We start from the raw sequence: 25219 nt of genomic DNA, 5'->3' as shown, positions 1-25219 counted from the left end.
CCTACAATCGGCCCCGTTCTCCTGTGGGAGCGAGCCTGCTCGCGAAGGGGCCAGCCCTGTCACCCGTGATCCGCGCCACCGACCGAAATCTTTTTTTGCCGCCGGGTTTGCATTGCCCAGGACGTTCCGTTACTATCCGCGGCGTTAGTACCAAGCTGAAAGTCAATTCCGGTCGAACACATCCCCACGGTCAACCTTCTTCCCAGAAGCCCTTCACCGAAAAAAGCGGGAACGACCCCTCGATGGTTTCCAGGTAAATCTTGCGCCGACACTGCCTTTGAATGAATGCAAAGGGTGTTGCGAAGACCACTTACTCTGACCGAACCAGCCTGCAAATTGATCAGGATCTTCACCCCGGGCCCAGAACCTTTGCCCTCGATGTGTTGCCTGTCCTCCTAAGTACCTACCTGCCAGCCCAAGCGCGCCAACTTAATAGCGCTTCAAACTGGCTGCTTTGTTCCAGTCGGGTTCTTTGTTCGACCAATGGTGGTCGACATTACTGGAACGTTTTAACGTTGCACGGTTCTTATCCGTGTCATTTGTAGGAACACCTAATAACTATGTCTACTCAAATCCAGACTCAGGATGCCATTCGCACCCTAACCAACGCTTTTGCCCCAATGAACTGCCTGATCATGGCCGCTCGCAAAGGCTGCTTCAGCTTCACCGTGGTCAATGAACACGGGATCGCTCGCCACAGCGAGCGTCTGTACCCAGATCAGTACTCCAGCGCCGAACCGCTGCAGGCCATTATTGATCGTACGCGTCAGGCCTTGATTGCCTGAGAGCCGAAAAGGCTGCAAAAGCAAAAGCCCCGCACAAAAATGCGGGGTTTTTTATTGCCCGATATTTCGCTTTTAGCCCTTCGCGCCTAAGCACCTTCGGATATAACGCCTGTGGCTCGCTGCCGGAAATATTTTAAAAACAGGCCTTTACGTCGCGAATATGACACTACACTTCAACTCAAGCGGCTTGATCCGCTTTCGGCGAGCCTGAGTCGATCCACTGCTGCCAAGGCCCTTTCAGGTATCGCCGGCCAATTACAAGATCCGAGGGTTTTATGGGTATCGCTGCCAGCGAACTGTGCCGCTATGTGATCCGTCCCACACTGATCTATCTGGGACGCCACTGCGCAACTGCCGAATCCCTGCTACTGGGCATTGCAGCCAGCCAGTCCGCCCTCGGTTCCGCCCTGCATGACCGCCGTGGCCACGGCCTCTACCGGATTGCCGAGCACCGCCACCAGGCCCTTTGGGATCACTATCTGGCACTCGATCCGGAGCGTGCGAGCCTGGTTCGCGGCCTCGCCAGCCAACATGCTTTTTTGAGCGGCCCGCACCTGGAATTGACCGTCAACCTGCGTTATGCCACCGCCATCGCCTGGTTGCTGGTAGAAGAACAACACACCCCCCTCCCCGCCCCGGACGATCTGCTGGGCATGGCGCGAATCTGGCGTCAGACCTTCCAGCCGCAAGGTCGTCTGCGCGACTTCACCTACGCCTGGCAAACCTGTGTTTCACCGGTGAATCAGGTCGCGTGTTGACTGGCGAGTTTCAGAAGATCGCTCAACAGGTCGCGAATCTGGTCGGATTGTCCTACAAAACCGCTCTAACTCAAGCCATACGGACTATAGCGCTGGGACGAAAATGTTGGTAATTTTCGCCCCGGTGATCACCAGGAGTTCTAATAATGAAAAAAGTCATGCTCAAAACCACCCTTAGCCTCGCCGTTACCATGGCATCCACCCAGATCTTCGCAGCTGGCTTTGCCATCAACGAACACAGCATCAGCGGGATGGGCACTGGTTACGCTGGGCGATCCTCTTCTGCCGACGACGCAAGCACTGTTTATGGCAACCCTGCCGGCATGTCGCGCCTCACGCGCGAACAAGTCACTGGCGGTGTTGCATTTCTCGATGCCAAGACCGATATCAGCGACGCCAGCTCCAGCCCTAACGGCGGCAGCAACAAAGGCGACATGGTGCCCTTCACCTCCGTACCTATGGGCTTCTACGTCAAACCGATCGACGAGCATTGGGCATTCGGCCTCGGCGTGTACGTGCCGTTCGGTCTGATTACCGACTACGAAAAAGGCTTTGGCGGCCGTTACTTCGGCAGCAAGTCCGAAGTACAAGTCATCACTTTCCAGCCAACTGTCAGCTACAAGTTCAACGACGTGGTGTCGATCGGTTTCGGTCCGACCATCAACCGCATCGACGGCACGCTGGAATCCAACCTGTCGATCACTCAGGCTGCGCCGGACGGCAAGGTCAAGATCAAGGGTGACGACACCGCGCTGGGCTACAACATCGGCGTGCTGGTACAGGCCACCGACACCACTCGTCTGGGTCTGACCTACCACTCGAAAGTCGATTACAAGCTCGAAGGCAACACCAAGGTCAACTACGGCGTATTGGGCGCCGTCGGCCTAAGCGCCCAGCAGAAGTACGACGCTTCGCTGAAGATCACCACCCCTGAATCCGTGGACTTCTCGGTCACTCAGGCGATCAACGATCGTTGGAACGTCTACGCCGGTTCGACCTGGACCCGCTGGAGCCAGTTGAAGAAGATCACCGTTGAAAACTCGGGCGTACAGCCGCTGCTGGCCGGTCAGTTCGGCGAGATTACCGAAGAGCAGAACTGGCACGACTCCTGGGCTTACGCCGTGGGTACTTCGTATCAGTTGAACAAGGAATGGGTACTGCGTACCGGTCTGACCTTCGACCAGTCGCCGACCAACAACGTCGACCGTTCGCCACGCATTCCTACTGGCGACCGCACCATTTTCAGCATCGGTGCCGGCTGGAGCCCGACCGAAGACCTGACCATCGACGTCGCTTACTCGTACCTGAAGGAAGAGTCGGTCAAGATCCACAACCAGAACGATCGTGGCCAGACCTACGATGCCAAGTATGAAAACTCGGCAAACGGTTTCGGTGTTGGCGCAACTTACCGCTTCTGATGCTGCACGGCGAGGCTAACCCCTCGCCCACAGAAAAGCCCCGCTCTCTTTACAGAAAGCGGGGCTTTTTAATACCTGTTCAAACACCCCAGATCAAATGTGGGAGCGGGCTTGCTCGCGAATGCGGTCTGACATCCAGAACAAGTGCTGAATGATCCGCAGCCCTCGCGAGCAAGCCCGCTCCCACAAAAAGCGTGTGTTATCAATTGAGAGGTTTTGAGGCGATAGCCTTTTCAACCGCCGCAATAAACTCCGGATCATCGGGTTTGGTCAGACTGGAGAAATTCGCGATCACCTTGCCCTGACGATCAATCACGTACTTGTAGAAATTCCACTTCGGCGCACTGCTCTGTTCGGCCAGCACCTTGAACAGGTGAGTAGCATCGTCGCCACGGACCTTCTGCGGTTCGGTCATGGTGAACGTCACGCCGTAGTTGGCGTAGCAGACCTTGGCGGTTTCGGCGCTGTCCTTGGACTCCTGCTTGAAGTCATTGGACGGCACGCCGAGCATTTCCAGGCCTTGCGCCTTGTAATGCTGATTGAGCGCTTCGAGGCCCTCGAACTGCGGGGCGAAGCCGCAGAAACTGGCGGTATTGACCACCACCAGCGGCTTGCCGGCGTAGCGCTGGCACAGATCGACGGATTCCTTGGCGCGCAACTTGGGCAACGAACCTTGCAGCGCCTCCGGACAGTCAGCGGCCTGGGCCAGTCCGGTCAACGCCATCAGCAACGCGGGTACAGCACACCAGCGCATGAGCATGTCGGGGCATCCTTTGAGCAGTCATCAGACTCCCGACGTTACTCGCCATCCAAGCCTACAAGCAAGCGCCCAGGCCCAACTGCATTAACGCCAGGCCGCCCTGATGCCAGCCCCACCACACCAGCGCCAGCAACAGCGCGCCGAGTGCGGTGAAGGCGATTTGAGGCCAGGAGCGTTTCATACGGCGCCGACAGCCGGCTGCAGACGTGCCACAGGACGCTCGCGTACCGGCCAGTTCAGCGCGGCTGCCAGCAGACTCAAGAGAATCGCCACTTGCCAGATCAAGTCATAACTCCCGGTACGGTCATACACCACCCCACCCAGCCAGCCGCCGAGGAACGAGCCGAGCTGATGGAACAGGAACACGATACCGCCGAGCATGGACAGATTGCGCACGCCAAACAAGGTCGCCACCGTGCCGTTGGTCAATGGCACCGTCGACAGCCAGAGGAAGCCCATGGCCATGCCGAACAGGTACGCCGAGGTCGTCGTCACCGGCAGCCACAGGAACAGCACGATCACCACCGCACGCAGCAGGTACAACGCCGTCAGCAGACGCGGCTTGGACATGCGCCCACCGAGCCAGCCGGCAGTATAAGTGCCGAAGATATTGAACAGCCCGATCAGCGCCAGCACCGTGGTACCGACCGTCGCCGGCAGATGCTGATCGACCAGATAGGCCGGCAGGTGCACACCGATGAACACCACCTGGAAGCCGCAAACGAAAAAGCCGAACGCCAACAGCCAGAACCCCGAGTGGGAGCAGGCTTCGCGCAATGCTTCGGACAAGCTCTGCTCATGGCCGAGCACCGGCAGCGGCTTGTCCTTGAGCATGCTCACCAGCGGCACGATCAGCGCCACCAGCAGGCCAAGCACCAGCAGCGCCGCCGACCAGCCGAGCCAGCCGATCAAGCCCAAAGTGCCCGGCAACATCGCAAACTGGCCAAATGAGCCGGCGGCACTGGCGATGCCCATGCCCATGCTGCGTTTTTCCGGCGGTACGGCGCGGCCAACCACACCGAGAATCACCGAGAACGAAGTGCCGGAGAGACCGATGCCGATCAACAGACCGGCACTCAGCGACAGGGTCAGCGCCGAATCGGACAGCCCCATGCACACCAGGCCCGCGGCATACAGCACGCCGCCGACCAGCACCACTTTCGCCGCCCCGAAACGGTCAGCCAGCGCGCCAGTGAACGGCTGCGCCAGGCCCCAGATCAGGTTCTGCAAAGCGATCGCGAAGGCAAACACTTCGCGCCCCCAGCCGAATTGCGCGCTCATCGGCGACAGGAACAGACCGAAGCCGTGCCGCACGCCCAATGACAACGCCAGAATCAGCGCACTTCCCAGCAACACCCAACCGCACGTACGCCACATCGATGTCATTGTTATTCTCCGTTCGCGGGTATATACCCGCTTAAAACCGGAAAAACCGGCCTTCAGGCCAGTTCGTCCAAAAGTCGCAGCAAGGTTTCACGCTTCTCGGCGCCCAGACGATCGATCAATCGCTGTTGCGCCGCTTCCCAGGCCGGCAGCGCCGCCGCGAGGCGCTGTGCACCGGTTTCGGTGAGACGGACGATGCGGTTACGCATGTCCTCACCCTCGGCCAGCGCCACCAGGCCCTCGCCTTCGAGCACCCGCAGGTTACGCCCCAGGGTGCTGCGATCCAGGCCCATGGCTTCGGCCAGTTCCGAGATGCTCGGTTGATCCAGACGCTGCAGATTGCACAGCAAAGAATACTGGGCAACGTTGATCCCGAAGCCGTCGAGAGCGCCGTCGTAATGCCTGCTGACGCCACGAGCGGCGCGACGCAGGTTGGTGCACAAACACTGAGAAGGAAGCATGATGCGTGTATATACCCGCGACTGTGTTAAATCAAGTTACACATGAGTTTTACCACTACATTTGTAGCGCCTGACAGGCCGCTTTCGCGAGCAGGCTCGCTCCCACAGGGGAATGCATTCCAAATGTGGGAGCGAGCCTGCTCGCGAAGAGGCCGGCGGTGTCTTGGCAATATGTCAGACCAACACCACCCCAACCAACACCACCATCTCCAGCAATTCCAGCAACGCCCCCGCCGTATCGCCCGTAGTCCCGCCCAGCCGCCGCATCATCACCCGCCGCAGCCAGACAAACCCGACCAACGCGACAACCAGCGCAACAATCGCTTTCACCCCGGCAATCAGCAAACACGCCAGCGCACTCGCCCCGAGCACCCACCAACCAGCTCTACGCGGCAAATGATCAGCCAACGCCTGCCCCAACCCACCCGCGCGCACATACGGTGTGGTCAGAAACAGTCCCAGCAGCGCCGCACGCCCCAACAACGGCACGATGATCAACATCACCGCATCCCCCTGCTCGATCAGCGCCAGCAACGCGCAGAACTTCAGCAGCAACACCAACACCAGCGTCACCACGGCAATCGGCCCGCTGCGCGGATCCTTCATGATCGTCAGCGTGCGCTCGCGATCACCGAAACCGCCAAGCCAGGCATCGGCGCTGTCGGCCAGTCCGTCGAGGTGCAGCGCGCCGCTGAGCAGCACCCACACCGTCAGCAACAGCGCCGCATGCAGGAGCAATGGCGCGCCGCTCAATGCCAGGTTCAATACCCAGAGGATCACTCCGAACAGCAGCCCCACCAGCGGATAAAACAACAGCGAACGCCCGAGCTGTTGCGGCTCCGGCATCCCCGGCAGACGAATCGGCAAGCTGCTGAGAAATTGCAGGGCGATCAACAGTGGCAGCATCTCAGTAACCTTCCTTGAGCACGCCATCGGCTTCGACGCTGAGCGCAAACAGCGCCGCATGCGCAACTTCGACATTGAGCAACTGTTCTCGCGGCAAACCTCGCGCCTGCGCCAGCAACAGGCGCATCACGCCGCCATGACTGATCAGCAAAATGCGTTCACCGGCATGGGCCTGATGCAAACGCGCAACCGCGCCCAGCACGCGAGCCGCAAAATCGCTGACCGGCTCACCCTGCGGCGGGGTGAAGGCATAGGGATCAGCCCAGAACAGCCCCAGCGCTTCGGCATCAGTCTCCATCAACGCCGCTGCGCTCTGGCCTTCCCAGGCACCGAAGTGCAGTTCCTGCAGATCCGTTTCCAACTGCACCGGCAAATTCAGTTGCTCGCCCAGCTCTGCGGCAAACCGTGCACAACGCTGCAGCGGCGAACTGATCAGCCGATCCCACGGCCCGCCCGCGACCACCGCGGCACGCATCTGCGCCCAGCCTTTTTCGGTGAGCGCATCATCGAGACTGCCGCGCAAACCGCCGCCCAGCTCAGTCTCACCGTGGCGCAGCAGGTCCAGACGCAAGGTCATGCCGGACGATCCGCCACTGCGGCTTCGGCGAACGTCGCCATCTGCCCATGCAGGTCGCAGGCCAGACGCAACAGCGGCACGGCCAATGCCGCGCCGCTGCCCTCGCCCAGACGCAGGCTGAGCTCCAGCAACGGTTCGGCGTTAAGGGTTTCCAGCACATGGCGATGGCCCGGCTCGGCCCCACGATGACCGAACAGCAGCCACTCGCGGCAGGCTGGATTCAGCCGCACCGCGACCAACGCGGCGACCGTGCAGATAAAGCCGTCGACCAGCACCGCGACGCCTTCCTGCGCACACGCCAGGTACGCGCCGACCAGTGCGGCGATTTCAAACCCCCCGAGGTTGAACAGGGTTTGCAGCGCATCGCCACGTTGCGCCGCGTGCAGCGCCAGTGCGCGTTCGATCACCTGTGCTTTATGGCTGACCCCTTCGGCATTCAACCCGGTGCCAGGACCGGTCAGGTGCGCCACCGGGCAATCGAGCAAGGCACAGGCCAGCGCACTGGCGGCAGTGGTGTTGCCGATGCCCATTTCGCCGCCGATGAACAACTGCGTGCCAGCCGCTTTGGCGCGCAGCACGCTATCGCGACCGGCCTGCAAGGCGAGTTCGCCCTGTGCCTGGGTCATCGCCGCGCCCTTGGCGAAATTCGCCGTGCCAGGGCCGATGTTCAGATGACGCACGCCCGGCAGATTCAACGTCGGTGTCACGGTGCCCAGATCGACCACTTCCAGCTGTGCATCGAGCTGCCGCGCCAACACGCTGATCGCCGCACCGCCGCTGACGAAGTTGAGCAACATCTGCCCGGTGACTTCCTGCGGGAATGCCGAAACGCCTTCCGCGACCACCCCGTGATCACCGGCAAAAATCGCGATCCAGACCTGCTCCAGCGTCGGCTTGATCTGTCCCTGCAATCCGGCCAGTTGCACCGCCACGCTTTCGAGGCGACCGAGGGAGCCGGCCGGTTTGGTCAGTTGCTGTTGGCGCGCCGCCGCCTGTTCAACGATCTCGGCATTCACGGATTGGCACGGGTTCAACCACCACGCTTGAGTCATAACGCAGGTCCTTTCAGGGTCAGGGGCAGGCCGGCGACGGTCAGCACGACTCGCTGACAACGCTCGGCCAGAGCTTGATGCAGCCAACCGGCTTCATCGACGTAGCGGCGAGTCAATTCGCCCAGCGGCACGACACCCATTCCGGTCTCGTTGCTGACAAAAATGATTTCCCCCGGCAATGACGCCAGGCAGTCCAGCAGGGTTTCACGCTCGGCGGCGAGACGCGCGGCGTCATCGAGCATCAGCAGGTTGGTCAGCCACAGGGTCAGGCAGTCGACCAGCAGGCAACGCTCGGCACTGGCGTTCTCGCGCAGGACGCGGGCCAGTTCCAGCGGCTCTTCGATCAGCGCCCATTCGGCCGGACGCCGGGCGCGGTGATGGGCGACGCGTTCGTTCATCTCACCGTCCAGCGGCTGGCTGGTGGCGATGTAAGTGACGGCCAGATGGCTGTCGCTGGCGAGTTTTTCCGCCAGGCGACTTTTGCCGGAGCGGGCGCCGCCGAGGATCAGTTGGAGCATGGGGACATCCTGAAAATTATGTGTTGAGGCAATCGCCCTCTTCGCGGGCAAGCCCGCTCCCACAGTGACCGCAGTGGCTGAAACACCTCACTCCCCTGTGGTGGATGGAGATGTTCTGTCATTTATGTATTGAGGCAACCGGCCCCTTCGCGAGCAAGCCCGCTCCCACATGGGAATGCGTTCCAACGTGGGAGCGAGCCTGCTCGCGAAGAGGCCGTAACAGCCAGCCTAAATCCCGCAGAGCTGACGCAGCAGCCCGGTATCCAGATGCTTCTCCACCAGATCCGCCAGCCGCTCGATATCGCGCTCGCGCAAGCCGTGGTAATCCACCTCCTGCACATCGCTCAACCCGGCCCAGCGCAGCAACGCGGCACTGGCTTGCGGTGATTCGAACAAGCCGTGCAGATAAGTGCCGAACACCTGCCCGTCCAGACTCTGCGCGCCGTCGCAACGACCGTCATCCAGATGCACCGCCGCGTTCTCCAGCGCCGGCCCCAGCGTCACGCCCGCATGGATTTCATAGCCACTGACCTCAGCGTTTTCCAGCGCCAGATGCCCACGGACATTGCGCAATTGCTTCTCGGCTTCCAGCGTGGTTTCGAACGCCAGCAAACCGAGGCCGGCACTCGAACCCGGCGCGCCTTCCAGGCCCAGCGGATCGTGCACTTGCTCGCCGAGCATTTGCAGACCGCCGCAGATCCCCAGCAACTTGCCGCCATAGCGCAGGTGCCGATTAATCGCCGCGTCCCAGCCGTTGGCACGCAGATACGCCAGATCGCTGCGCACGCTTTTCGAGCCGGGCAGGATGATCAGGTCGGCGGCAGGGATCGCCTGCCCCGGGCCGATGAATTGCAGATCGACCTGCGGATGCAGACGCAACGGATCGAAGTCCGTGTGATTGCTGATGCGCGGCAGCACCGGCACCACCACTTTCAGCACTTGCTCAGCCTTGTCGGTCTGGCGCTGGTCGATGCCGTCCTCGGCCTCCAGATGCAGGTCCATCACGTACGGCAGCACGCCGACCACCGGTTTGCCGGTGCGCTGTTCCAGCCAGTCGAGGCCCGGTTGGAGCAAGGCGATGTCACCGCGAAAACGATTGATGATGAAACCTTTGACCCGCGCCTGTTCGCTCGGCGACAGCAACTCCAGCGTGCCGACCAGATGCGCGAAAACGCCGCCGCGATTGATGTCGGCGATCAGCAGCACCGGGCAATCCACCGCTTCGGCGAAGCCCATGTTGGCGATGTCCCCGGCACGCAGATTGATCTCGGCCGGCGAGCCAGCGCCTTCGACCATCACCAGCGGATATGCCGCGCTGAGCCGCTGGTGCGAGGCGAGCACCGCTTGCATGGCGATGGCTTTGTAGTCGTGATACGCCACCGCGTTCATGCTGGTGACCGCGCGGCCATGGATGATTACCTGCGCGCCGGTGTCGCTGTTGGGCTTGAGCAACACCGGGTTCATGTCGGTGTGCGGTTCGAGATGCGCGGCTTGTGCCTGCACCGCTTGCGCCCGGCCGATCTCGCCGCCGTCGGCGGTCACCGCGCTGTTGAGCGCCATGTTCTGCGGTTTGAACGGCACCACCGCCACGCCCTGACGGGTGGCCCAGCGGCACAGCGCCGTCACCAGCGTGCTTTTACCGGCGTCGGACGTGGTGCCCTGAACCATCAAGGTTGTCATTGGGTTTCCTTGGCGAAAGCTTGCAGCGCTTGTTCGAGACGCGCTTCTTCAGCGGCGTTGGCAGGCAGGCCGAAACGCAGGCTGCTGTTGTGGGTGAAGATGCGCAGGAGGATCCCGCGTCGGGCCATGAACTCGTGCAACGCAGGCGCGTGCTCGGTGATCAGCCACTGAAACAACGCGCAACCGCCCTGAGGTTTGAAGCCATAGCGCTCCAGCAGCAGCGCCAGACGTTCACTGGCTTCATCGCTGCGAATGCGTTGCCGGGTGTGCGCTTCAGTATCTTGCAGACAGGCCTGACCGAGCACCCGCGTCGGCCCGCTGACCACCCACGGCCCAACCTGTTCGGCGAGCAATCTGAGCAACTTGCGCTCGGCCAGCACGAAGCCCAGACGCACCCCGGCCAGACCAAAAAACTTGCCGAAGGAACGCAGCACAATCAATCCGATCTGGTTGGCATGCGGCGCCAGACTCAGCTGCGGTGTGTTATCCATGAACGCTTCATCGACCACCAGCCAGCCGCCACGCTGGGCCAGCCGAGCGTGCCAGTCGAGCAGCCGCGCCGGGGTCAGGCTCAGGCCAGTGGGGTTGTTCGGATTGACCACCACCAGCACGTCGAGGCTATCGAGAAAGAATTCGACTTCCTGCTCCAGCACTTCGCGCACGATGTAACCGCTGCGGCGCCAGGCCTCGGCGTGCTCGGCATAACACGGCGACAACACACCGACCTTGCCGGCGCGGCGCAAACGCGGCAGCAACTGAATCGCCATCTGCGAACCGGCCACCGGCAGCACCTGCGAAGCGCCGTAGTAATCACACGCGGCCTGTTCCAGCCCGTCATCGGTTTCCGGCAAGCGTGCCCAGGCGCGCAGCGGAATTTCCGGCACCGCAAACGGCCACGGCGCGAGGCCGCTGGAGAGGTCGAGCCAGTCAGCCTCGGCAATCCCGTAATCGAGTGCAGCCTTGCGCAGCCGGCCACCGTGCTCAAGCATAGAATTCAGCCCCCACGCAGAGAATCAGCAGCCATAACCATACCCCGCGCTGGACCAATTGCCAGCCGCGATCAATCGAATCGGCATCGGCCGGCGAACCTTCGCCCAGTTGCGGACGCTCATGCAGTTCGCCGTGATAGATCGCCGGGCCGCCCAGTTCGACATTCAATGCACCGGCACCGGCCGCCATCACCGGACCGGCATTCGGGCTGTCCCATTGCGGGCCCTGGCTGCGCCAACATTTCCAGGCGAGCCGGGTGTTGCCCAGCAGCGCGTAGGTCAGCGCCACCAGCCGGGCCGGAATATAGTTGAGCACGTCGTCGATTTTTGCCGCGCACCAGCCGAAGCGTTCGAAGCGTTCGTTGCGATAGCCCCACATAGCGTCGAGCGTATTGCTCAGGCGATAGAGCACTACGCCCGGCGCGCCGGCCACGACAAACCAGAACAGCGCGGCGAACACCGCGTCACTGCCGTTTTCCAGCACCGATTCAGTCGCGGCGCGAGCGACGGCGGTGCTGTCCAGTTCGCTGGTCTGGCGACTGACCAGATAGCCGACGCGTTTGCGCGCCTCTTCCAGATCATCAGCGCGCAAGGCGGCGGCTACCGGCGCGACATGCTCACCGAGGCTGCGCATGCCGAGGGCGCAATACAGTGCAAGAATCTCGACGATCCAGCCCACGTAAGGCGCCCAGGAAAACGCGGTGGCGAGCAAGGTCAGCGGCAGCACCGCGATCACCCAGGCGGTGACCCCGTGACTGCGCCAGCCACGCCCGCCCGCATTGAAACGGCGCTCGATGCGCCCGGCAAAATTGCCGAACGCCACCAGCGGATGCCAGCGTTTCGGTTCACCCAGCAGCGCATCCAGCGCGACCGCGGCGACACTCAACAACGCCACACTCATTGACTCACTCCCCAATAATTTTCGTACAGCAACTCATTGAGCGGCCGCGCCTGCGCCCACCCTTCGAGTACCAGCATCGGCGCCGGATAGAATTCCTTGACCGGCCCCAGACACAACACCGCCAACGGCTTGGCCCCGGCCGGCAACTGCAGCAGATCGGCCAGTGCCTGCGGTTCGAACAGCGACACCCAGCCCATGCCCAGCCCCTCGGCTCGGGACGCCAGCCACAGATTCTGAATCGCGCAGGACAGCGAGGCCATGTCCATTTCCGGCAGCGTACGACGGCCGAAAATATGTTTTTCGCGATCGTCCATCAGCGCCGCGACCAGGACTTCGGCGCAGTCGTTGATGCCTTCGACCTTGAGCTTCATGAACTCGTCACTGCGCTCGCCGAGGGCTTCGGCGGTGCGGATGCGTTCTTCTTCGACGAGGTTCTGGATCTGCCCGCGCAGGGCGCGATCGCTGATGCGGATGAAGCGCCATGGCTGCATCAGGCCGACGCTGGGCGCTTGATGCGCGGCTTCCAGCAGACGGCGCAGCAGCTCCGGTTCGACCGTGCCGCCGGTGAAGTGGCGCATGTCGCGGCGTTCGGCGATGGCTCGGTAGACGGCTTGGCGCTCGGCTTCGGAGAATGTGTTGTCGGTCATGGACTCTTCGCGAGCAGGCTCGCTCCCACATTGGACGGGGTGCTTGCTCAAGAAACGCGATCCCCTGTGGGAGCGAGCCTGCTCGCGAAGGCGGCCTGACATTCTGGCGCAAACAATGCGGCCATCGCCTTCGGATTCGACGGAAAGTAGAAATGCACGTACGACGCCGTCATCCGCCCTTCCCGATAAACCGCCTCGGCCCCGCGCCCGCCATTCGGGCTGATGCCCCGGGCAATCGGCGTCAGTTCGGTGCTGGTCAGGGAATGGTGATAGGTGTGCCCACGCAGCGAGCCCTCCGGCAGATCCACCGCTTGCAGTGCCAGTGCCGCCAGACGTTTTTGCATCACCGCCTCACCGCGCAGCAGCCCCACCAGTTCGGCGCGGGTGCCGTCAACGTCGGTCAACGCGTCGAGCAGATAGAGCATGCCGCCGCACTCGGCGAGCAGTGGTTTGCCGGCGGCGTGGTGCGCACGGATTGCATCAAGCATTGCCACGTTTTGCGATAGCGCGACATGGTGCAATTCCGGATAACCGCCGGGCAGATACAGACTGTCGGCCTCGGGCAGTTGGGTATCGCGGATCGGCGAGAAGAAACTCAACTCGGCGCCCATCGCCCGTAGCAGGTCGAGACTGGCGCCGTAGGTGAAGGCAAAGGCCTCATCGCGAGCGACAGCAATGCGCACGCCGTCGAGCAGCGGTTCAGCGCTGATCATTTCAGGCGCGGCGAATTCCACGGCCGGTGGCAGCGCTACCTCGCAACTGCTGGCCAGTGCTTCAGCCGCCGCGTCGAGACGCAGATCCAGATCATTCAGTTCACTGGCCTGCACCAGACCGAGATGGCGGCTCGGCAACTCGATCCCGGTCTCGCGGGACAATGCGCCGTACCAGCGCAAACCTTCGGTGAGGCTGCCTTCGAGCAATTGCGCATGACGCAAGGTGCCGACACGGTTGGCCAGCACGCCGGCAAACGGCAGGTCCGGCTGGTAACGCGCCAGCCCCAACGCCAATGCGCCGAAGGTCTGGGCCATGGCGGTGCCGTCGATCACGCCGAGTACCGGCACGCCGAAATGCCGCGCCAGATCGGCGCTGGACGGCGTGCCGTCGAACAGGCCCATCACGCCTTCGATCAGGATCAGATCGGCTTCGGCGGCGGCTTCCCACAACAGCCGGCGGCTTTCCTGCTCGCCGACCATCCACATGTCCAGTTGATACACCGGCGCACCGCTGGCGCGCTCGAGAATCATCGGGTCGAGGAAGTCCGGGCCGCACTTGAACACGCGCACCTTGCGCCCCTGGTTGCGATGCAAGCGAGCGAGCGCGGCGGTGACGGTGGTCTTGCCCTGACCGGAGGCCGGCGCGGCGATGAGTACCGCCGGGCAGTGACGTGGTTGATTCAAAGTTCGACGCCTTTCTGCGCTTTGATGCCGGCCTGGAAGGCGTGTTTGAGCATGCCCATTTCGGTGACGGTATCGCCCATCTCGATCATTTCCGGCTTGGCCGCGCGACCGGTGACGATCACGTGTTGCATCGGCGGACGCGCCTGCAAGTCGCTGAGCACTCGATCCAGATCGAGGTAGCCGTGCTTGAGGGCGATGTTCAGTTCGTCCAGCACCACCAGGCCGATCGACGGATCGCGCAGCAGCTCGCGGGACACTTCCCACGCGGCTTCGGCGGCGGCGATGTCACGCTGGCGATCCTGGGTTTCCCAGGTGAAGCCCTCGCCCATCACGTGAAAACGCACTTGCTCGGGGAAGCGGCGGAAGAACAGTTCTTCGCCAGTGCTGTTGCGGCCCTTGATGAACTGCACCACGCCGCACTGCATGCCGTGGCCCATGGCGCGGGCAAGCATGCCGAACGCCGAGCTGCTTTTGCCTTTGCCATTGCCGGTCAACACCAGCACCAGGCCGCACTCGTCAGGCGAATTGGCGATGCGCTCGTCGATCACGGCTTTTTTGCGCTGCATACGCGCCAGATGGCGTTCGTCACGCTCGGGGGAATCGGTCATGGGGAGCTCTCCGTTGAGGCTGGATAACGGCGGGCAGGCACAAGAATAGACGGCAAAAAGCCTGGCATCGCCCACCGTGATGCCGCTGGATGGATCAGGCCGGTCTCCGGGCTCATGAGCGGCGCATCGCCTGACTGCGCGCCTTCCCGCGTCTGTCGACACAGTGGCTCAAGGCGCAGTTTTCACTCATTTACCGTTGCGGGGGCAGCGCCGGGATCGTGATCGTGCTTCGCCTGAAGACAACCCTCACCGGCTTCCCTGTTTCACTCTGTCGACATGCGTCACAGAGCACCTGAAACAAGCGGCGAAGGTTAGAGGGTTGGGGGTGGAGCGTCAATTAAAGAGGGGGCCGTCGGGCGAATAACTGCCGTCGATCAATTATCTGACGCCAATCTTGTGCCACACTGAGACAAGTGATATCAAAGAGCCATGCTTTTGATTGAAAAGCACATCACAACAATAAGGATGATGACGATGCAAGGCATGATCATCAGCAACCCGCGCCTGGAATTCCTGCGCCCGATGCTTGAACGCTGGTTTGACTGTATCGACCGCTACAACGCTGTACGCGGCGACAACGACACCCCTTACTGGCATGACGAGAAAGCCAATCTCGGCTTGCTCTCCGCGGCAGCCTGGATGGCCGAACTGGTGACCCTTTGCGATACCTCGACCCGAAAGCAGAACGAGGATGGCGAACGCAATGCCCGCGCCGATCTGTTCATCGCCGGCGCTGAAGACCGCGCCTACCTTCAGGCCACCCAGCGCTGGCCACGGGTCAACAATCTCAACCTGACCCAGGCCCTGCTGGACATCACCAGCGACGCCAAACGCATTAGTTTTGCCAGCGACCTCAAGCTCGGCTGCCTGTTCGTCGCCCCGCAAAAAGCCCAACACAGCGCCAGCCCCGAAGAGTTGCAGGACATGGTCGACGACCTGCAAAAGGAACACTGCTGCGCAGTGGCCTGGTATTTCCCCTACGCCTACCGCAAGTTGCGCAGCGAAGCGGGTAACTATCACCCAGGCATCGCCGTGCTGTTCAAAGAGGCCCGTGGTTGAGCGGTTGAACCATCGGGTGCGCGCACTCCTCTATGATTAGGCATGCATTCATAGGGAAGATCAGTAATGCGCAAAACCCAACTCGCTCTCGTCATCGCCCTCGCCGGAGGGCTCGCCGCCTGCGGTGAATCCTCCAGCCTGCAAGTTTCTGACGGCACCGGTCCGTCACCGAAGCTGCCTGAACCAAACAAAACCCTGATCCCGACGGTGAACATCGCCCCGGCGGTCGGCTGGCCCGCCGGCGGTAAACCGACCGCCGCAGCCGGCACGCAGGTCGCAGCATTCGCCGAAGGCCTCGATCATCCGCGCTGGCTCTACGTGCTGCCCAACGGTGACGTGCTGGTGGCGGAAACCAACGCCCCGCCCAAACCCGATGACAGCAGCGGTATTCGCGGCTGGGTGATGAAGAAAGTCATGGGCAAGGCCGGCGCTGGTGTGCCAAGCCCGAATCGCATCACCCTGCTGCGCGATGCCGACCACGACGGCGTGGCCGAGACCCGCACGGTGTTTCTGCAAAACCTCAATTCGCCGTTTGGCATGACCCTGGTCGGTAACGATTTGTACGTCGCTGACACCGATCGCCTGCTGCGCTTCCACTACGAATCCGGCGCGACCGAGATCAAGACGCAGCCGATCAAAGTCACCGATCTGCCGGGCGGCACGCTGAACCATCACTGGACCAAAAACGTCATCGCCAGCAAGGACGGCAGCAAGCTGTACGTCACTGTCGGCTCGAACAGCAACGTCGGCGAGAATGGTCTGGATAAAGAAGAAGGTCGCGCGGCGATCTGGGAAGTCGATCGCGCCACCGGCAACCACCGGATCTTCGCCTCGGGCATCCGCAACCCCAACGGCCTCGCGTGGGAACCGACCACGGGTGCGCTGTGGACAGCGGTCAATGAGCGTGACGAGATCGGCAGCGACTTGGTGCCGGACTACATCACCTCGGTCAAGGACGGTGGCTTCTATGGCTGGCCCTTCAGCTATTACGGTCAGCACGTGGATGTGCGGGTGAAGCCGCAAAATCTGGATCTGGTGGCCAAAGCTATCGCCCCGGACTACGCCGTCGGCCCGCACACTGCCTCGCTGGGCCTGACCTTCGCCGAAGGCAACAGCCTGCCGGCGCAGTTCAAGGAAGGCGCGTTCATCGGTCAACACGGCTCGTGGAACCGCAAACCGCACAGTGGTTATAAAGTGATTTTCGTACCGTTCGCGGTCGGCAAGCCGAACGGAGCACCGGTGGATGTGCTGACCGGTTTCCTAGACAAGGACGAGAACGCTTTGGGTCGCCCGGTAGGCGTGGTGATCGACCAGCAAGGTGGTTTGCTGGTGGCGGATGATGTGGGGAACAAGGTTTGGCGGGTTTCGTCTGCCAAGTAACTTTTGCCTGACCTGAAACAACTGTGGGAGCGAGCCTGCTCGCGAATGCGTAGTGTCAGCCTCCATTGGGTTGACTGATACACCGCTTTCGCGAGCAGGCTCGCTCCCACATTGGAATGGCTGCGATTTTTACTACGGGTTATGCGCCAGATGCTCCGGCTGCAGCACCCGCTTGGCGCTCAGATACGCCTTTTGCCAGTAAGCCTTTGACAGGCTGTCCAGCTTCACCGTGCCGCCGGTGGCCGGCGCATGCACGAAGCGCCCTTCGCCGACGTAGATCCCCGCATGGCTGACCTGCGAGCCGCCATTGGTGGCGAAGAAGATCAGGTCGCCGGTCTGCAAACCCTCTTTGCCGACATTCGGCGCCTGCATCACGATCATCTCGCGCGTCGAACGCGGCAAAGAGATACCGGCGGCATCGCGGTAGACGAAACCGATCAGGCCACTGCAATCAAACCCGGAATCCGGTGTGTTGCCGCCCCAGCGATAAGGCGTGCCAACCAGGCCCAGCGCGCGAAACAGCACGTCTTCAGCAGCCGGCGAAAAAGCCTGGGAAGGCCCGAACACCACCGGGGCGCGTACCACGGGCGCAGGCGGCGGAGTGCGGCTGGCGCAGGCGCTGAGCAGCGCTGCGAAGAAAATCACTGTGAGGCGGGCCGACATCGTCATAAGCAGAACATCCTGATCTGGCTGCGGCTTTCTCTGCCGAATGGACAGAAACAAAACCGCCTGCGCAGCACGCAGGCGGTTTGCCATCAATATAGATACAGGATTCTAGCGGCTACGCGGCAAACTTCAAGTAAGACTTTAACTTCACCTTGTAAAGTCTAGGTCTACTCCCTTGCCGGGCACCGTTTTTGTCGCCACGGACGTGGCGACAACGGGGGAATTACTTGCGAGCGGTGACCACGGTCGGAGCCATCGCGAGGGCGCGCTTGGCTTCGATGAAGGTCTTGCTCCAGTAGCTGTCACCCAGGCTGTCGATGCGAACACCGCCGCTGCGACGACTGCTGGAGTGGATGAACTGATTGTCACCCAAGTAGATCCCGGCGTGGCTTACACGACCGCGACGACCATTGGTAGCGAAGAACAGCAGATCGCCCGGCTCAAGGTTGCCGCGCGAGACCAGAGGCGCATCCACGTTGATCATTTCACGGGTGGAGCGCGGCAGATTCATGCCGGCTTCTTCGCGGAACAGATAACCGATGAAACCGCTGCAGTCGAAGCCGGCTTCAGAGGTGCCGCCGAAACGGTAACGGGTACCGATCAGGGACATGCCGCGTTCAAGGATACTGTCGGCCAGAACCGGAAGCTCGTACGGCTTCTTGTTGAAGTCCGAGAGTTCTTTTTCGGTGTCCAGCTCTTCCTGGTAAATAACAGAAGACTGGGCAGTGGCAGAATTTTTAACCTGCTGAGGCTGCTCTTGAACTGGAGAATGAGCAGCGCAACCGAACAACAGGGTGACGAGTGCGAGAGGCACGAGGGGTGCGAAGCGATTTAGCATGGGCACGACCGTGGCTGAAGTTGTAAAGAAGCCGAGACTATGCCCGCTATCGGCCTCATTTGCAAATTCAATCGATCTTTTTGTGACTTCCCGGTTTCTCGTTTACATCTAAGCGCTTAAGCCCATTTGACTCGATACGCGGTCTGCATACGTTGCGGAAACGCGGATTTTCTGGCGCCTGAAATATGTCGAAACGTGCTGAAAGCCTCGTATTTCAAGGGCTGGCTACCAACCAAGGGTCTCTTTCAGGAACGGAATCGTCAGCTTGCGTTGCGCCTGCAGCGAGGCCTGATCCAGCTGTTCGAGCAGGTCGAACAATGCACTCATGCTGCGGGTGCCGCGAGTCAGAATAAAGTGTCCGACTTCATCGGTCAGATGCAGACCGCGACGCGACGCGCGCAATTGCAGAGCACGCAATTTGTCTTCATCGGAGAGCGGCCGCATCTGGAAGATCAGCGCCAGGGTCAGGCGCGATTTGAGGTCAGCCAGTTTCACCGGCAGCTCGCGCGGCGAGGTTGAAGCGGCAATCAGCAAACGTCGACCGCTGTCACGCAGGCGGTTGAACAGATGAAACATCGCCTCTTCCCAGTCCGGCTTGCCGGCAATCACCTGCAAGTCATCCAGGCAGACCAGTTCGTACTGCTCAAGGTTGTCGAGGATTTCGATACCACGATCCATCAGCTCGGCCAGCGGCAGATACACCGCCGGTTCACCCATCTGCTCGAAACGCAGACACGCCGCCTGCAACAGATGCGTACGCCCTACCCCATGCTTGCCCCACAGGTAGATGAGGCTTTCGGTCCAGCCGGCGTCGGCTTCGCATAGGCGCTCGACATAGCCGAGTGCAGCGGCATTGGCGCCTGGGTAGTAGTTGATGAAGGTGGCGTCGTCACGCAGACGCACACCTAGGGGCAGCTGAATCGGTTTCATGCTGACTGAACAGTTCTCAAGGAACCGTTAGTGGCCTCTGTGTAAAGTTTGCGAAGTTTATACCCGTGAAGCTGAGCGCACAATGCGACAGACCCCAAGCAAAATCAAAGGTTTGCGTTAACACGCTGGTTTTATGACAGTTTCTCTGACGCGGTATCGAACGAACCCGCCGCAAAACCCGGGCCAACCCGGCACAATGCCGGGCCGCCCGTGATCGGATTACAACTCGGGCTCATCTGCCCCGCTGTAAATATCCGAGTCCTTGTACAAATCGTGCACGTGACGCACCAGCACCATGATCACCGCCGCCACCGGCAATGCCAGCAGCACTCCGGTAAAGCCGAACAGCTCGCCGCCGGCCAGGATTGCGAAGATCACCGCCACCGGATGCAGGCCGATCCGGTCGCCGACCAGCAGCGGCGTCAGCACCATGCCTTCCAGCGCCTGCCCGACCATGAACACCGCAACGATGCCGATCATCGGGTACAGGTCGCCACCGAACTGGAACAGCCCGGCAATCAGCGCCGCGCCAATACCGATCACAAAACCCATGTACGGCACGATTGCCGCGAGGCCTGCGATCAGGCCGATCAACAGCCCCAATTCCAGACCAACAATCATCAGACCCGCTGCGTAGATCACGCCCAGCGCCAGCATGACCAGCAACTGTCCGCGCACGAACGCGCCGAGCACTTCGTGGCACTCACCGGCGAGCGAGACGATGGTTTCTTCACGATCACGCGGCAACAGGCTGCGGATCTTGGCCATCATCACGTCCCAGTCGCGCAGCAGATAAAAACTCACCACTGGAATCAGCACCAGATTCGCCAGCCAGCCGATCAGCGCCAGACTCGAGGCCGTCGCCTGACTCAGCACCACACCGACGATGTCAGTGGTCTGCCCCATGTGTTCGCTGATCGCCGCCTTGACCTTGTCGAACTTCCAGAAGCCGTCAGACAGGCCCAGCTTCGATTGCGCCCACGGCAGCGCCGTATGCTGCAGCCAGTCAAGCATTTGCGGCGCCAACTCATACAAACGCACCAACTGCTTGGCAAGCATCGGCACCAGCACCAACAGCAACGTGGTGACGATCAGAGTGAACAAGGCGAACACCGCGATCACACCCCAGGTTCGCGACAAACCGAGTTTCTCCAACCGATCCACCAGCGGATCGAACAGATACGCCAGCAGCAACGCCACCAGAAACGGCGTGAGGATCGGATGCAGCAACCACACAAACGCGCAAAGCAGGACTACCCCACCGAGCCAGAACCAACGCCGCGTATCGGCCATTTACCACTCCCACTGCTTCTATATAAGGAAAGACTTACCAGCGAAACCGCAACGAAGGTGCTACCGGTGCAGGCGCTGGAGCCGCAACAGGCGCTGCACCTGCCACCGCTGGCTGCGGCGCTGCCACTGGCGTCGGTGCTTCGGCCGGCAACTCCTGCAACTTCGCCAACGACAACTGCGCGCGCAACTGATCGGCACTGCCGTTGACCCGATACACGATGCGATCACCATCGACACTTTGCAGACGCACACCAAACGGTTCGAGTAACCGCAGCAGTGTGGCGTAATGCTCAAGACTCATACCCTGCACTTCCAGGGTCTGTTGGCCCGAAGCACCAGGCTTGGCGACAAATCGCGGCGCCAGACGCTCGGCCACCGCCAGCATCACCGCATCGGCCACGGCAACCTGATCGGCGCCCTGCACACTGCCGGCCTCTTTCTGATCGCCCAGCCACAGATGCCACTTGGCCTGCCACAGCCCGCCCTCTTCGTGCGCATGCACCGCCAGCAACGCATCCGCGCCGTAACGCTCCGAAGCGCCGCGCAATGGCGCGGGATCGCTGCCATCCAGCACTGGCGCGGTGGCCACCAGTTGCTCACTCAGATCCGCTAGCGGCAGACGCAGCGGCAAGCCACGATGCTGAGCCGCAGAACGCAATGGAGCAGCCGCTGCCTGACCGTCGCCGACCAGGCTCGAACCTTCAGTCGAATCGTTCAGCCACCAGCTCAGAATCGACGGCCGACTCGCCCCCCACAATGACAGCCCGGCCCGGCGCAGCGCCTGCTCGGTGGTGGCCGGATCGAAATCGACCTTGAGCACCTCCGGCGGCCCGGCATCGAAACCGAACTGACTGATGATCTGCTGCGGATCCTTGCGAATCGCTGCCAGCCCCGGATTCTGCGGAGCCTTGGGGTCACCGGTCAGGCGCAACACCAGCGTATCGAGCGCCGCCTGCGTGGCGCGATCACGCTCTTCCGGCGCCTGACTGCTGACCGGCTGGCGCACTTGATAGAGACCCTTGAGGTTTTCGGCATGACTCGCCAGGCTGACCAACGACAAACAACCCACAACCAACAATTTACAAAAACGCATTGAAAATTCCCGTCGACAGGAGCGGCTGGAACAGGCCGCGTGAACCGGTTAAGCAAGGCTGTGACAATCTGCCATCGCAAAACATTCACACGCTAGCGTTAAGTTTTTGCACAGTGATAACGATAGACGGTTAATCGGCACACCTTATACAGGCAGCCGCCCGGCACAATTGCAAAAAATTTCAGTCGATTATGCCCCTGCCCGTCGGCGCGAGGATGGCCGCTGCCCCTCAAGCCTGATAAAATCGCGCGCCTTCGCAGACCGGCAACAGCCGGGCACCCCGAAATTCGCGTAAGGCCATCGCCCTCTCGATTTCGATGTTCCCGCTGAACTCGGTCGTTACCCCTGAATCCCCTCCCCTAAAGGCCTGGATCATGAGCAAGCAACCCTCCCTGAGCTACAAGGACGCCGGTGTAGACATCGACGCCGGTGAAGCATTGGTCGAACGCATCAAGAGCGTCGCCAAGCGCACTGCGCGCCCGGAAGTCATGGGCGGCCTGGGCGGTTTCGGCGCCCTCTGCGAGATCCCGGCCGGTTACAAACAGCCGGTGCTGGTTTCCGGTACTGATGGCGTCGGCACCAAGCTGCGCCTGGCGCTGAACCTGAACAAGCACGACAGCATCGGCCAGGACCTGGTCGCCATGTGCGTCAACGATCTGGTGGTGTGCGGCGCAGAACCGCTGTTCTTCCTCGACTACTACGCCACCGGCAAGCTGAACGTCGACGTAGCTGCCACCGTGGTCACCGGTATCGGTGCAGGCTGCGAACTGGCTGGCTGCTCCCTGGTCGGCGGCGAAACCGCTGAAATGCCTGGCATGTACGAAGGCGAAGACTACGATCTGGCCGGCTTCTGCGTCGGCGTCGTGGAGAAAGCCGAAATCATCGACGGCTCGAAAGTCGCCACCGGTGACGCACTGATCGCCCTGCCATCGTCCGGCCCGCACTCCAACGGCTACTCGCTGATCCGCAAGATCATCGAAGTATCCGGTGCCGACATTGAAACCGTTCAGCTCGACGGCAAGCCGCTGACCGAACTGCTGATGGCCCCAACCCGCATCTACGTGAAGCCGCTGCTCAAGCTGATCAAAGACACCGGTGCGGTCAAAGCCATGGCCCACATCACCGGTGGCGGCCTGCTGGACAACATTCCGCGCGTTCTGCCAAAAGGCGCTCAGGCCGTGGTTGACGTGGCCAGCTGGACTCGCCCGGCGGTCTTCGACTGGCTGCAAGAGAAAGGCAACGTCGACGAGACCGAAATGCACCGCGTACTGAACTGCGGCGTGGGCATGGTGATCTGCGTGGCTCAGGAGCACGTTGAAGTGGCCCTGAACACCCTGCGTGACGCCGGCGAACAGCCTTGGGTCATCGGCCAGATCGCTGCCGCTGCCGAAGGCGCTGCCCAGGTTGATCTGCAGAACCTTAAGGCTCATTAATGTCCGCAACCTGTGATGTCGTGGTGCTGTTGTCCGGCACCGGCAGTAACTTGCAGGCTCTGATCGACAGCACGCGGACCGGCGACAGCCCGGTCCGCATCGCTGCGGTGATTTCCAACCGCGCCGACGCCTACGGCCTGCAACGCGCCAGTGACGCGGGTATCGCCACCCGCTCGCTGGATCACAAGGCTTTCGAAGGTCGCGAGGCCTTCGATGCTGCCCTGATCGAACTGATCGACGAATTCAAACCGAAACTCGTGGTACTGGCCGGCTTCATGCGCATTCTCAGCGCTGATTTCGTGCGTCACTACCAGAGTCGCCTGCTCAATATCCACCCGTCGCTGCTGCCCAAATACAAAGGGTTACACACTCATCAGCGCGCGCTGGAGGCCGGCGATGCGGAGCACGGCTGCTCCGTGCACTTCGTCACCGAGGAACTCGATGGTGGACCACTGGTCGTACAGGCAGTAATACCGGTAGAGTTGCACGACACGCCGCAGACACTTGCGCAGCGAGTGCATGTCCAGGAACACCTGATCTACCCGATGGCTGTACGCTGGTTTGCCGAAGGCCGACTGGCACTCGGTAAGCAAGGTGCTTTACTGGATGGCCAGTTACTCGCGGCCAGCGGCCACTTGATTCGACACTAGGAGATTTTATGCGTCGCGCCCTGCTCTTCGCTTGCGCTCTGCTCGCCCTGCCTTTCGCGCAGGCGGCAGACCTTCAACCGTTCTCCGCCAGCTACACCGCCGACTGGAAACAGTTGCCCATGAGCGGCACCGCCGAACGCAGCCTGACCAAGGAAGCCAACGGCGTCTGGAAACTCAGCTTCAAGGCGTCGATGATGATCGCCAGCCTGACCGAAGAAAGCACGCTGACCCTGGACAAGGACACCCTGCTGCCACAGTCCTACCACTTCGAACGTGGCGGTCTGGGCAAAGCAAAAAAGGCTGATCTGGACTTCGACTGGAACAGCAAGATGGTCACCGGCACTGACCGGGGCGACGCGGTGAAGATCCCGCTGAACCGTGGCATGGTCGACAAGTCGACCTATCAGCTGGCGCTGCAGCATGACGTGGCCGCCGGCAAAAAGACCATGAGCTATCAGGTGGTCGACGACGGTGAAGTCGACACCTATGACTTCCGTGTACTGGGTGCCGAGAAAGTCGACACCAAGGCCGGCAAGATCGATGCAATCAAGGTCGAGCGCGTGCGTGACCCGACACAAAGCAAGCGCATCACGGTGCTGTGGTTCGCCAAGGACTGGGATTACCTGCTGGTCCGCCTGCAACAGGTTGAAACCGACGGCAAGGAGTACAACATCATGCTCCAGGACGGTACGGTCAACGGCAAAACCGTTAAAGGCAGCTGATCCGCCGCTACAACGAAAAGCCCCGCAGATGCGGGGCTTTTTTGTGCCTGCTGTCGCGTCCTGAATAAGGTTTACACCTTCTGACCAATCTTCAGGAGGATTCAATGGATACCGGAAAAAGGCGGAGCCAGCGCGATTACACGCTAGCTTTTAAATTGTCAGTTGTAGATCAAGTCGAAAAAGGCGAGTTGAGTTATAAAGAGGCTCAACGGCGCTTTGGCATTCAAGGCCGGTCCACGGTACTGGTTTGGTTACGCAAGCATGGCCGACAGGACTGGAGCCAAGGCGCCTCAATCCGAGCGCCGCGGAGCAGGC

Annotated in this window: 28 protein-coding genes and 1 riboswitch; of the genes, 9 read left to right on the top strand and 19 right to left on the bottom strand. The window is 61.3% G+C overall.

Features of this window, described 5'->3' with window-relative positions; translation table 11 throughout:
• Nucleotides 1-560 precede the first annotated feature (560 nt).
• The 3 genes from CRO59_RS11625 (at nt 561) to CRO59_RS11615 (ending at nt 2961) form a co-directional block, all read left to right on the top strand.
• The gene (locus CRO59_RS11625; protein WP_007962908.1) at nt 561-785 is read left to right on the top strand and encodes a hypothetical protein; all 225 of its coding nucleotides are present in this window, start codon (nt 561-563) and stop codon (nt 783-785) included.
• A gap of 275 nt (nt 786-1060) precedes the next feature.
• Entirely contained in the window at nt 1061-1543 is a 483-nt protein-coding gene (locus CRO59_RS11620; protein ID WP_007962906.1) for a hypothetical protein, read from the top strand.
• 146 nt (nt 1544-1689) lie between these two features.
• Nucleotides 1690-2961 carry an OmpP1/FadL family transporter gene (locus CRO59_RS11615; RefSeq protein WP_027614069.1) on the top strand — a complete coding sequence of 424 codons (1272 nt, stop codon included), beginning with the start codon at nt 1690-1692 and terminating at the stop codon, nt 2959-2961.
• A gap of 202 nt (nt 2962-3163) precedes the next feature.
• Here CRO59_RS11615 and CRO59_RS11610 read toward each other — a convergent pair whose 3' ends face one another.
• The 14 genes from CRO59_RS11610 to cobO all read right to left on the bottom strand — a co-directional run bounded on the left by CRO59_RS11610 (nt 3164) and on the right by cobO (nt 14840).
• A complete protein-coding gene (locus CRO59_RS11610) occupies nt 3164-3721 on the bottom strand; it encodes a glutathione peroxidase (protein ID WP_096797413.1) in 558 nt (185 codons plus the stop codon).
• A 55-nt stretch (nt 3722-3776) separates the two neighbouring features.
• Complete coding sequence (locus CRO59_RS28940; RefSeq protein WP_256214479.1) at nt 3777-3902, bottom strand: hypothetical protein; 126 nt, start codon at nt 3900-3902, stop codon at nt 3777-3779.
• On the bottom strand, nt 3899-5107 hold the full coding sequence (locus CRO59_RS11605; protein WP_097087521.1) for an MFS transporter: 1209 nt from the start codon (nt 5105-5107) through the stop codon (nt 3899-3901). The genes CRO59_RS28940 and CRO59_RS11605 overlap by 4 nt, the downstream gene beginning before the upstream one ends.
• Before the next feature lie 53 nt (nt 5108-5160).
• Nucleotides 5161-5565, bottom strand: coding sequence for a MarR family winged helix-turn-helix transcriptional regulator (locus CRO59_RS11600; RefSeq protein ID WP_007950413.1), 405 nt, complete (start codon nt 5563-5565; stop codon nt 5161-5163).
• A 174-nt stretch (nt 5566-5739) separates the two neighbouring features.
• Nucleotides 5740-6471 carry an adenosylcobinamide-GDP ribazoletransferase gene (locus tag CRO59_RS11595; protein WP_097087519.1) on the bottom strand — a complete coding sequence of 244 codons (732 nt, stop codon included), beginning with the start codon at nt 6469-6471 and terminating at the stop codon, nt 5740-5742.
• A 1-nt stretch (nt 6472) separates the two neighbouring features.
• A complete protein-coding gene (gene cobC, locus CRO59_RS11590) occupies nt 6473-7048 on the bottom strand; it encodes an alpha-ribazole phosphatase family protein (RefSeq protein WP_097087516.1) in 576 nt (191 codons plus the stop codon).
• Nucleotides 7045-8100, bottom strand: coding sequence for a nicotinate-nucleotide--dimethylbenzimidazole phosphoribosyltransferase (gene cobT / locus CRO59_RS11585; protein WP_097087514.1), 1056 nt, complete (start codon nt 8098-8100; stop codon nt 7045-7047). Before cobT ends, cobC begins: the two co-directional genes overlap by 4 nt.
• Entirely contained in the window at nt 8097-8618 is a 522-nt protein-coding gene (cobU, locus tag CRO59_RS11580) for a bifunctional adenosylcobinamide kinase/adenosylcobinamide-phosphate guanylyltransferase (RefSeq protein WP_097087512.1), read from the bottom strand. The genes cobT and cobU overlap by 4 nt, the downstream gene beginning before the upstream one ends.
• Before the next feature lie 228 nt (nt 8619-8846).
• Nucleotides 8847-10298 (bottom strand): cobyric acid synthase, encoded by a 1452-nt coding sequence (locus tag CRO59_RS11575; protein WP_097087510.1) that lies wholly within the window; start codon nt 10296-10298, stop codon nt 8847-8849.
• Nucleotides 10295-11287, bottom strand: coding sequence for a threonine-phosphate decarboxylase CobD (cobD, locus tag CRO59_RS11570; RefSeq protein WP_097087508.1), 993 nt, complete (start codon nt 11285-11287; stop codon nt 10295-10297). Before cobD ends, CRO59_RS11575 begins: the two co-directional genes overlap by 4 nt.
• Nucleotides 11280-12188 (bottom strand): adenosylcobinamide-phosphate synthase CbiB, encoded by a 909-nt coding sequence (cbiB, locus tag CRO59_RS11565; RefSeq protein WP_097087506.1) that lies wholly within the window; start codon nt 12186-12188, stop codon nt 11280-11282. The genes cobD and cbiB overlap by 8 nt, the downstream gene beginning before the upstream one ends.
• Nucleotides 12185-12835 (bottom strand): 5,6-dimethylbenzimidazole synthase, encoded by a 651-nt coding sequence (gene bluB / locus CRO59_RS11560; RefSeq protein WP_027614059.1) that lies wholly within the window; start codon nt 12833-12835, stop codon nt 12185-12187. Before bluB ends, cbiB begins: the two co-directional genes overlap by 4 nt.
• A gap of 47 nt (nt 12836-12882) precedes the next feature.
• Nucleotides 12883-14232, bottom strand: coding sequence for a cobyrinate a,c-diamide synthase (locus CRO59_RS11555; protein ID WP_097087505.1), 1350 nt, complete (start codon nt 14230-14232; stop codon nt 12883-12885).
• The gene (gene cobO / locus CRO59_RS11550) at nt 14229-14840 is read right to left on the bottom strand and encodes a cob(I)yrinic acid a,c-diamide adenosyltransferase (RefSeq protein ID WP_027614057.1); all 612 of its coding nucleotides are present in this window, start codon (nt 14838-14840) and stop codon (nt 14229-14231) included. Before cobO ends, CRO59_RS11555 begins: the two co-directional genes overlap by 4 nt.
• Before the next feature lie 79 nt (nt 14841-14919).
• A riboswitch (cobalamin riboswitch) is annotated at nt 14920-15151 on the bottom strand.
• A gap of 163 nt (nt 15152-15314) precedes the next feature.
• Between cobO and CRO59_RS11545 the strand changes: the two genes are divergently transcribed.
• Entirely contained in the window at nt 15315-15899 is a 585-nt protein-coding gene (locus CRO59_RS11545) for a hypothetical protein (RefSeq protein WP_097087503.1), read from the top strand.
• A 66-nt stretch (nt 15900-15965) separates the two neighbouring features.
• Nucleotides 15966-17279: a sorbosone dehydrogenase family protein gene (locus CRO59_RS11540; protein WP_097087501.1), complete on the top strand. Its 1314-nt coding sequence runs from the start codon at nt 15966-15968 to the stop codon at nt 17277-17279.
• 132 nt (nt 17280-17411) lie between these two features.
• Here CRO59_RS11540 and CRO59_RS11535 read toward each other — a convergent pair whose 3' ends face one another.
• The 5 genes from CRO59_RS11535 to CRO59_RS11515 all read right to left on the bottom strand — a co-directional run bounded on the left by CRO59_RS11535 (nt 17412) and on the right by CRO59_RS11515 (nt 22099).
• Nucleotides 17412-17948, bottom strand: a complete 537-nt coding sequence (locus CRO59_RS11535; RefSeq protein WP_027614054.1) for a C40 family peptidase — start codon at nt 17946-17948, stop codon at nt 17412-17414.
• 220 nt (nt 17949-18168) lie between these two features.
• On the bottom strand, nt 18169-18783 hold the full coding sequence (locus CRO59_RS11530) for a C40 family peptidase (RefSeq protein ID WP_007962885.1): 615 nt from the start codon (nt 18781-18783) through the stop codon (nt 18169-18171).
• Nucleotides 18784-19008: 225 nt separating this feature from the next.
• Complete coding sequence (gene hda / locus CRO59_RS11525) at nt 19009-19713, bottom strand: DnaA regulatory inactivator Hda (protein ID WP_025111852.1); 705 nt, start codon at nt 19711-19713, stop codon at nt 19009-19011.
• 219 nt (nt 19714-19932) lie between these two features.
• The gene (locus CRO59_RS11520; protein WP_027614053.1) at nt 19933-21006 is read right to left on the bottom strand and encodes an AI-2E family transporter; all 1074 of its coding nucleotides are present in this window, start codon (nt 21004-21006) and stop codon (nt 19933-19935) included.
• 34 nt (nt 21007-21040) lie between these two features.
• Nucleotides 21041-22099, bottom strand: a complete 1059-nt coding sequence (locus CRO59_RS11515; RefSeq protein ID WP_097087499.1) for a DUF2066 domain-containing protein — start codon at nt 22097-22099, stop codon at nt 21041-21043.
• A gap of 374 nt (nt 22100-22473) precedes the next feature.
• On the opposite strand from CRO59_RS11515, the gene purM reads away from it, so the two are divergent.
• The 4 genes from purM to CRO59_RS11495 form a co-directional block, all read left to right on the top strand.
• Nucleotides 22474-23532, top strand: a complete 1059-nt coding sequence (purM, locus tag CRO59_RS11510; RefSeq protein ID WP_027614051.1) for a phosphoribosylformylglycinamidine cyclo-ligase — start codon at nt 22474-22476, stop codon at nt 23530-23532.
• Complete coding sequence (gene purN / locus CRO59_RS11505) at nt 23532-24182, top strand: phosphoribosylglycinamide formyltransferase (protein ID WP_097087497.1); 651 nt, start codon at nt 23532-23534, stop codon at nt 24180-24182. Before purM ends, purN begins: the two co-directional genes overlap by 1 nt.
• Before the next feature lie 8 nt (nt 24183-24190).
• On the top strand, nt 24191-24904 hold the full coding sequence (locus tag CRO59_RS11500; RefSeq protein ID WP_007962880.1) for a DUF3108 domain-containing protein: 714 nt from the start codon (nt 24191-24193) through the stop codon (nt 24902-24904).
• Nucleotides 24905-25008: 104 nt separating this feature from the next.
• Nucleotides 25009-25219 (top strand): helix-turn-helix domain-containing protein (locus CRO59_RS11495; RefSeq protein WP_143503297.1); only part of this gene is annotated, 211 nt, incomplete at its 3' end.

The organism is Pseudomonas sp. LAMO17WK12:I5 (genome assembly GCF_900215165.1).
Classification (GTDB): Bacteria; Pseudomonadota; Gammaproteobacteria; order Pseudomonadales; family Pseudomonadaceae; genus Aquipseudomonas; species Aquipseudomonas putida_A.
This window is presented reverse-complemented; position numbering and strand designations above follow the sequence as displayed.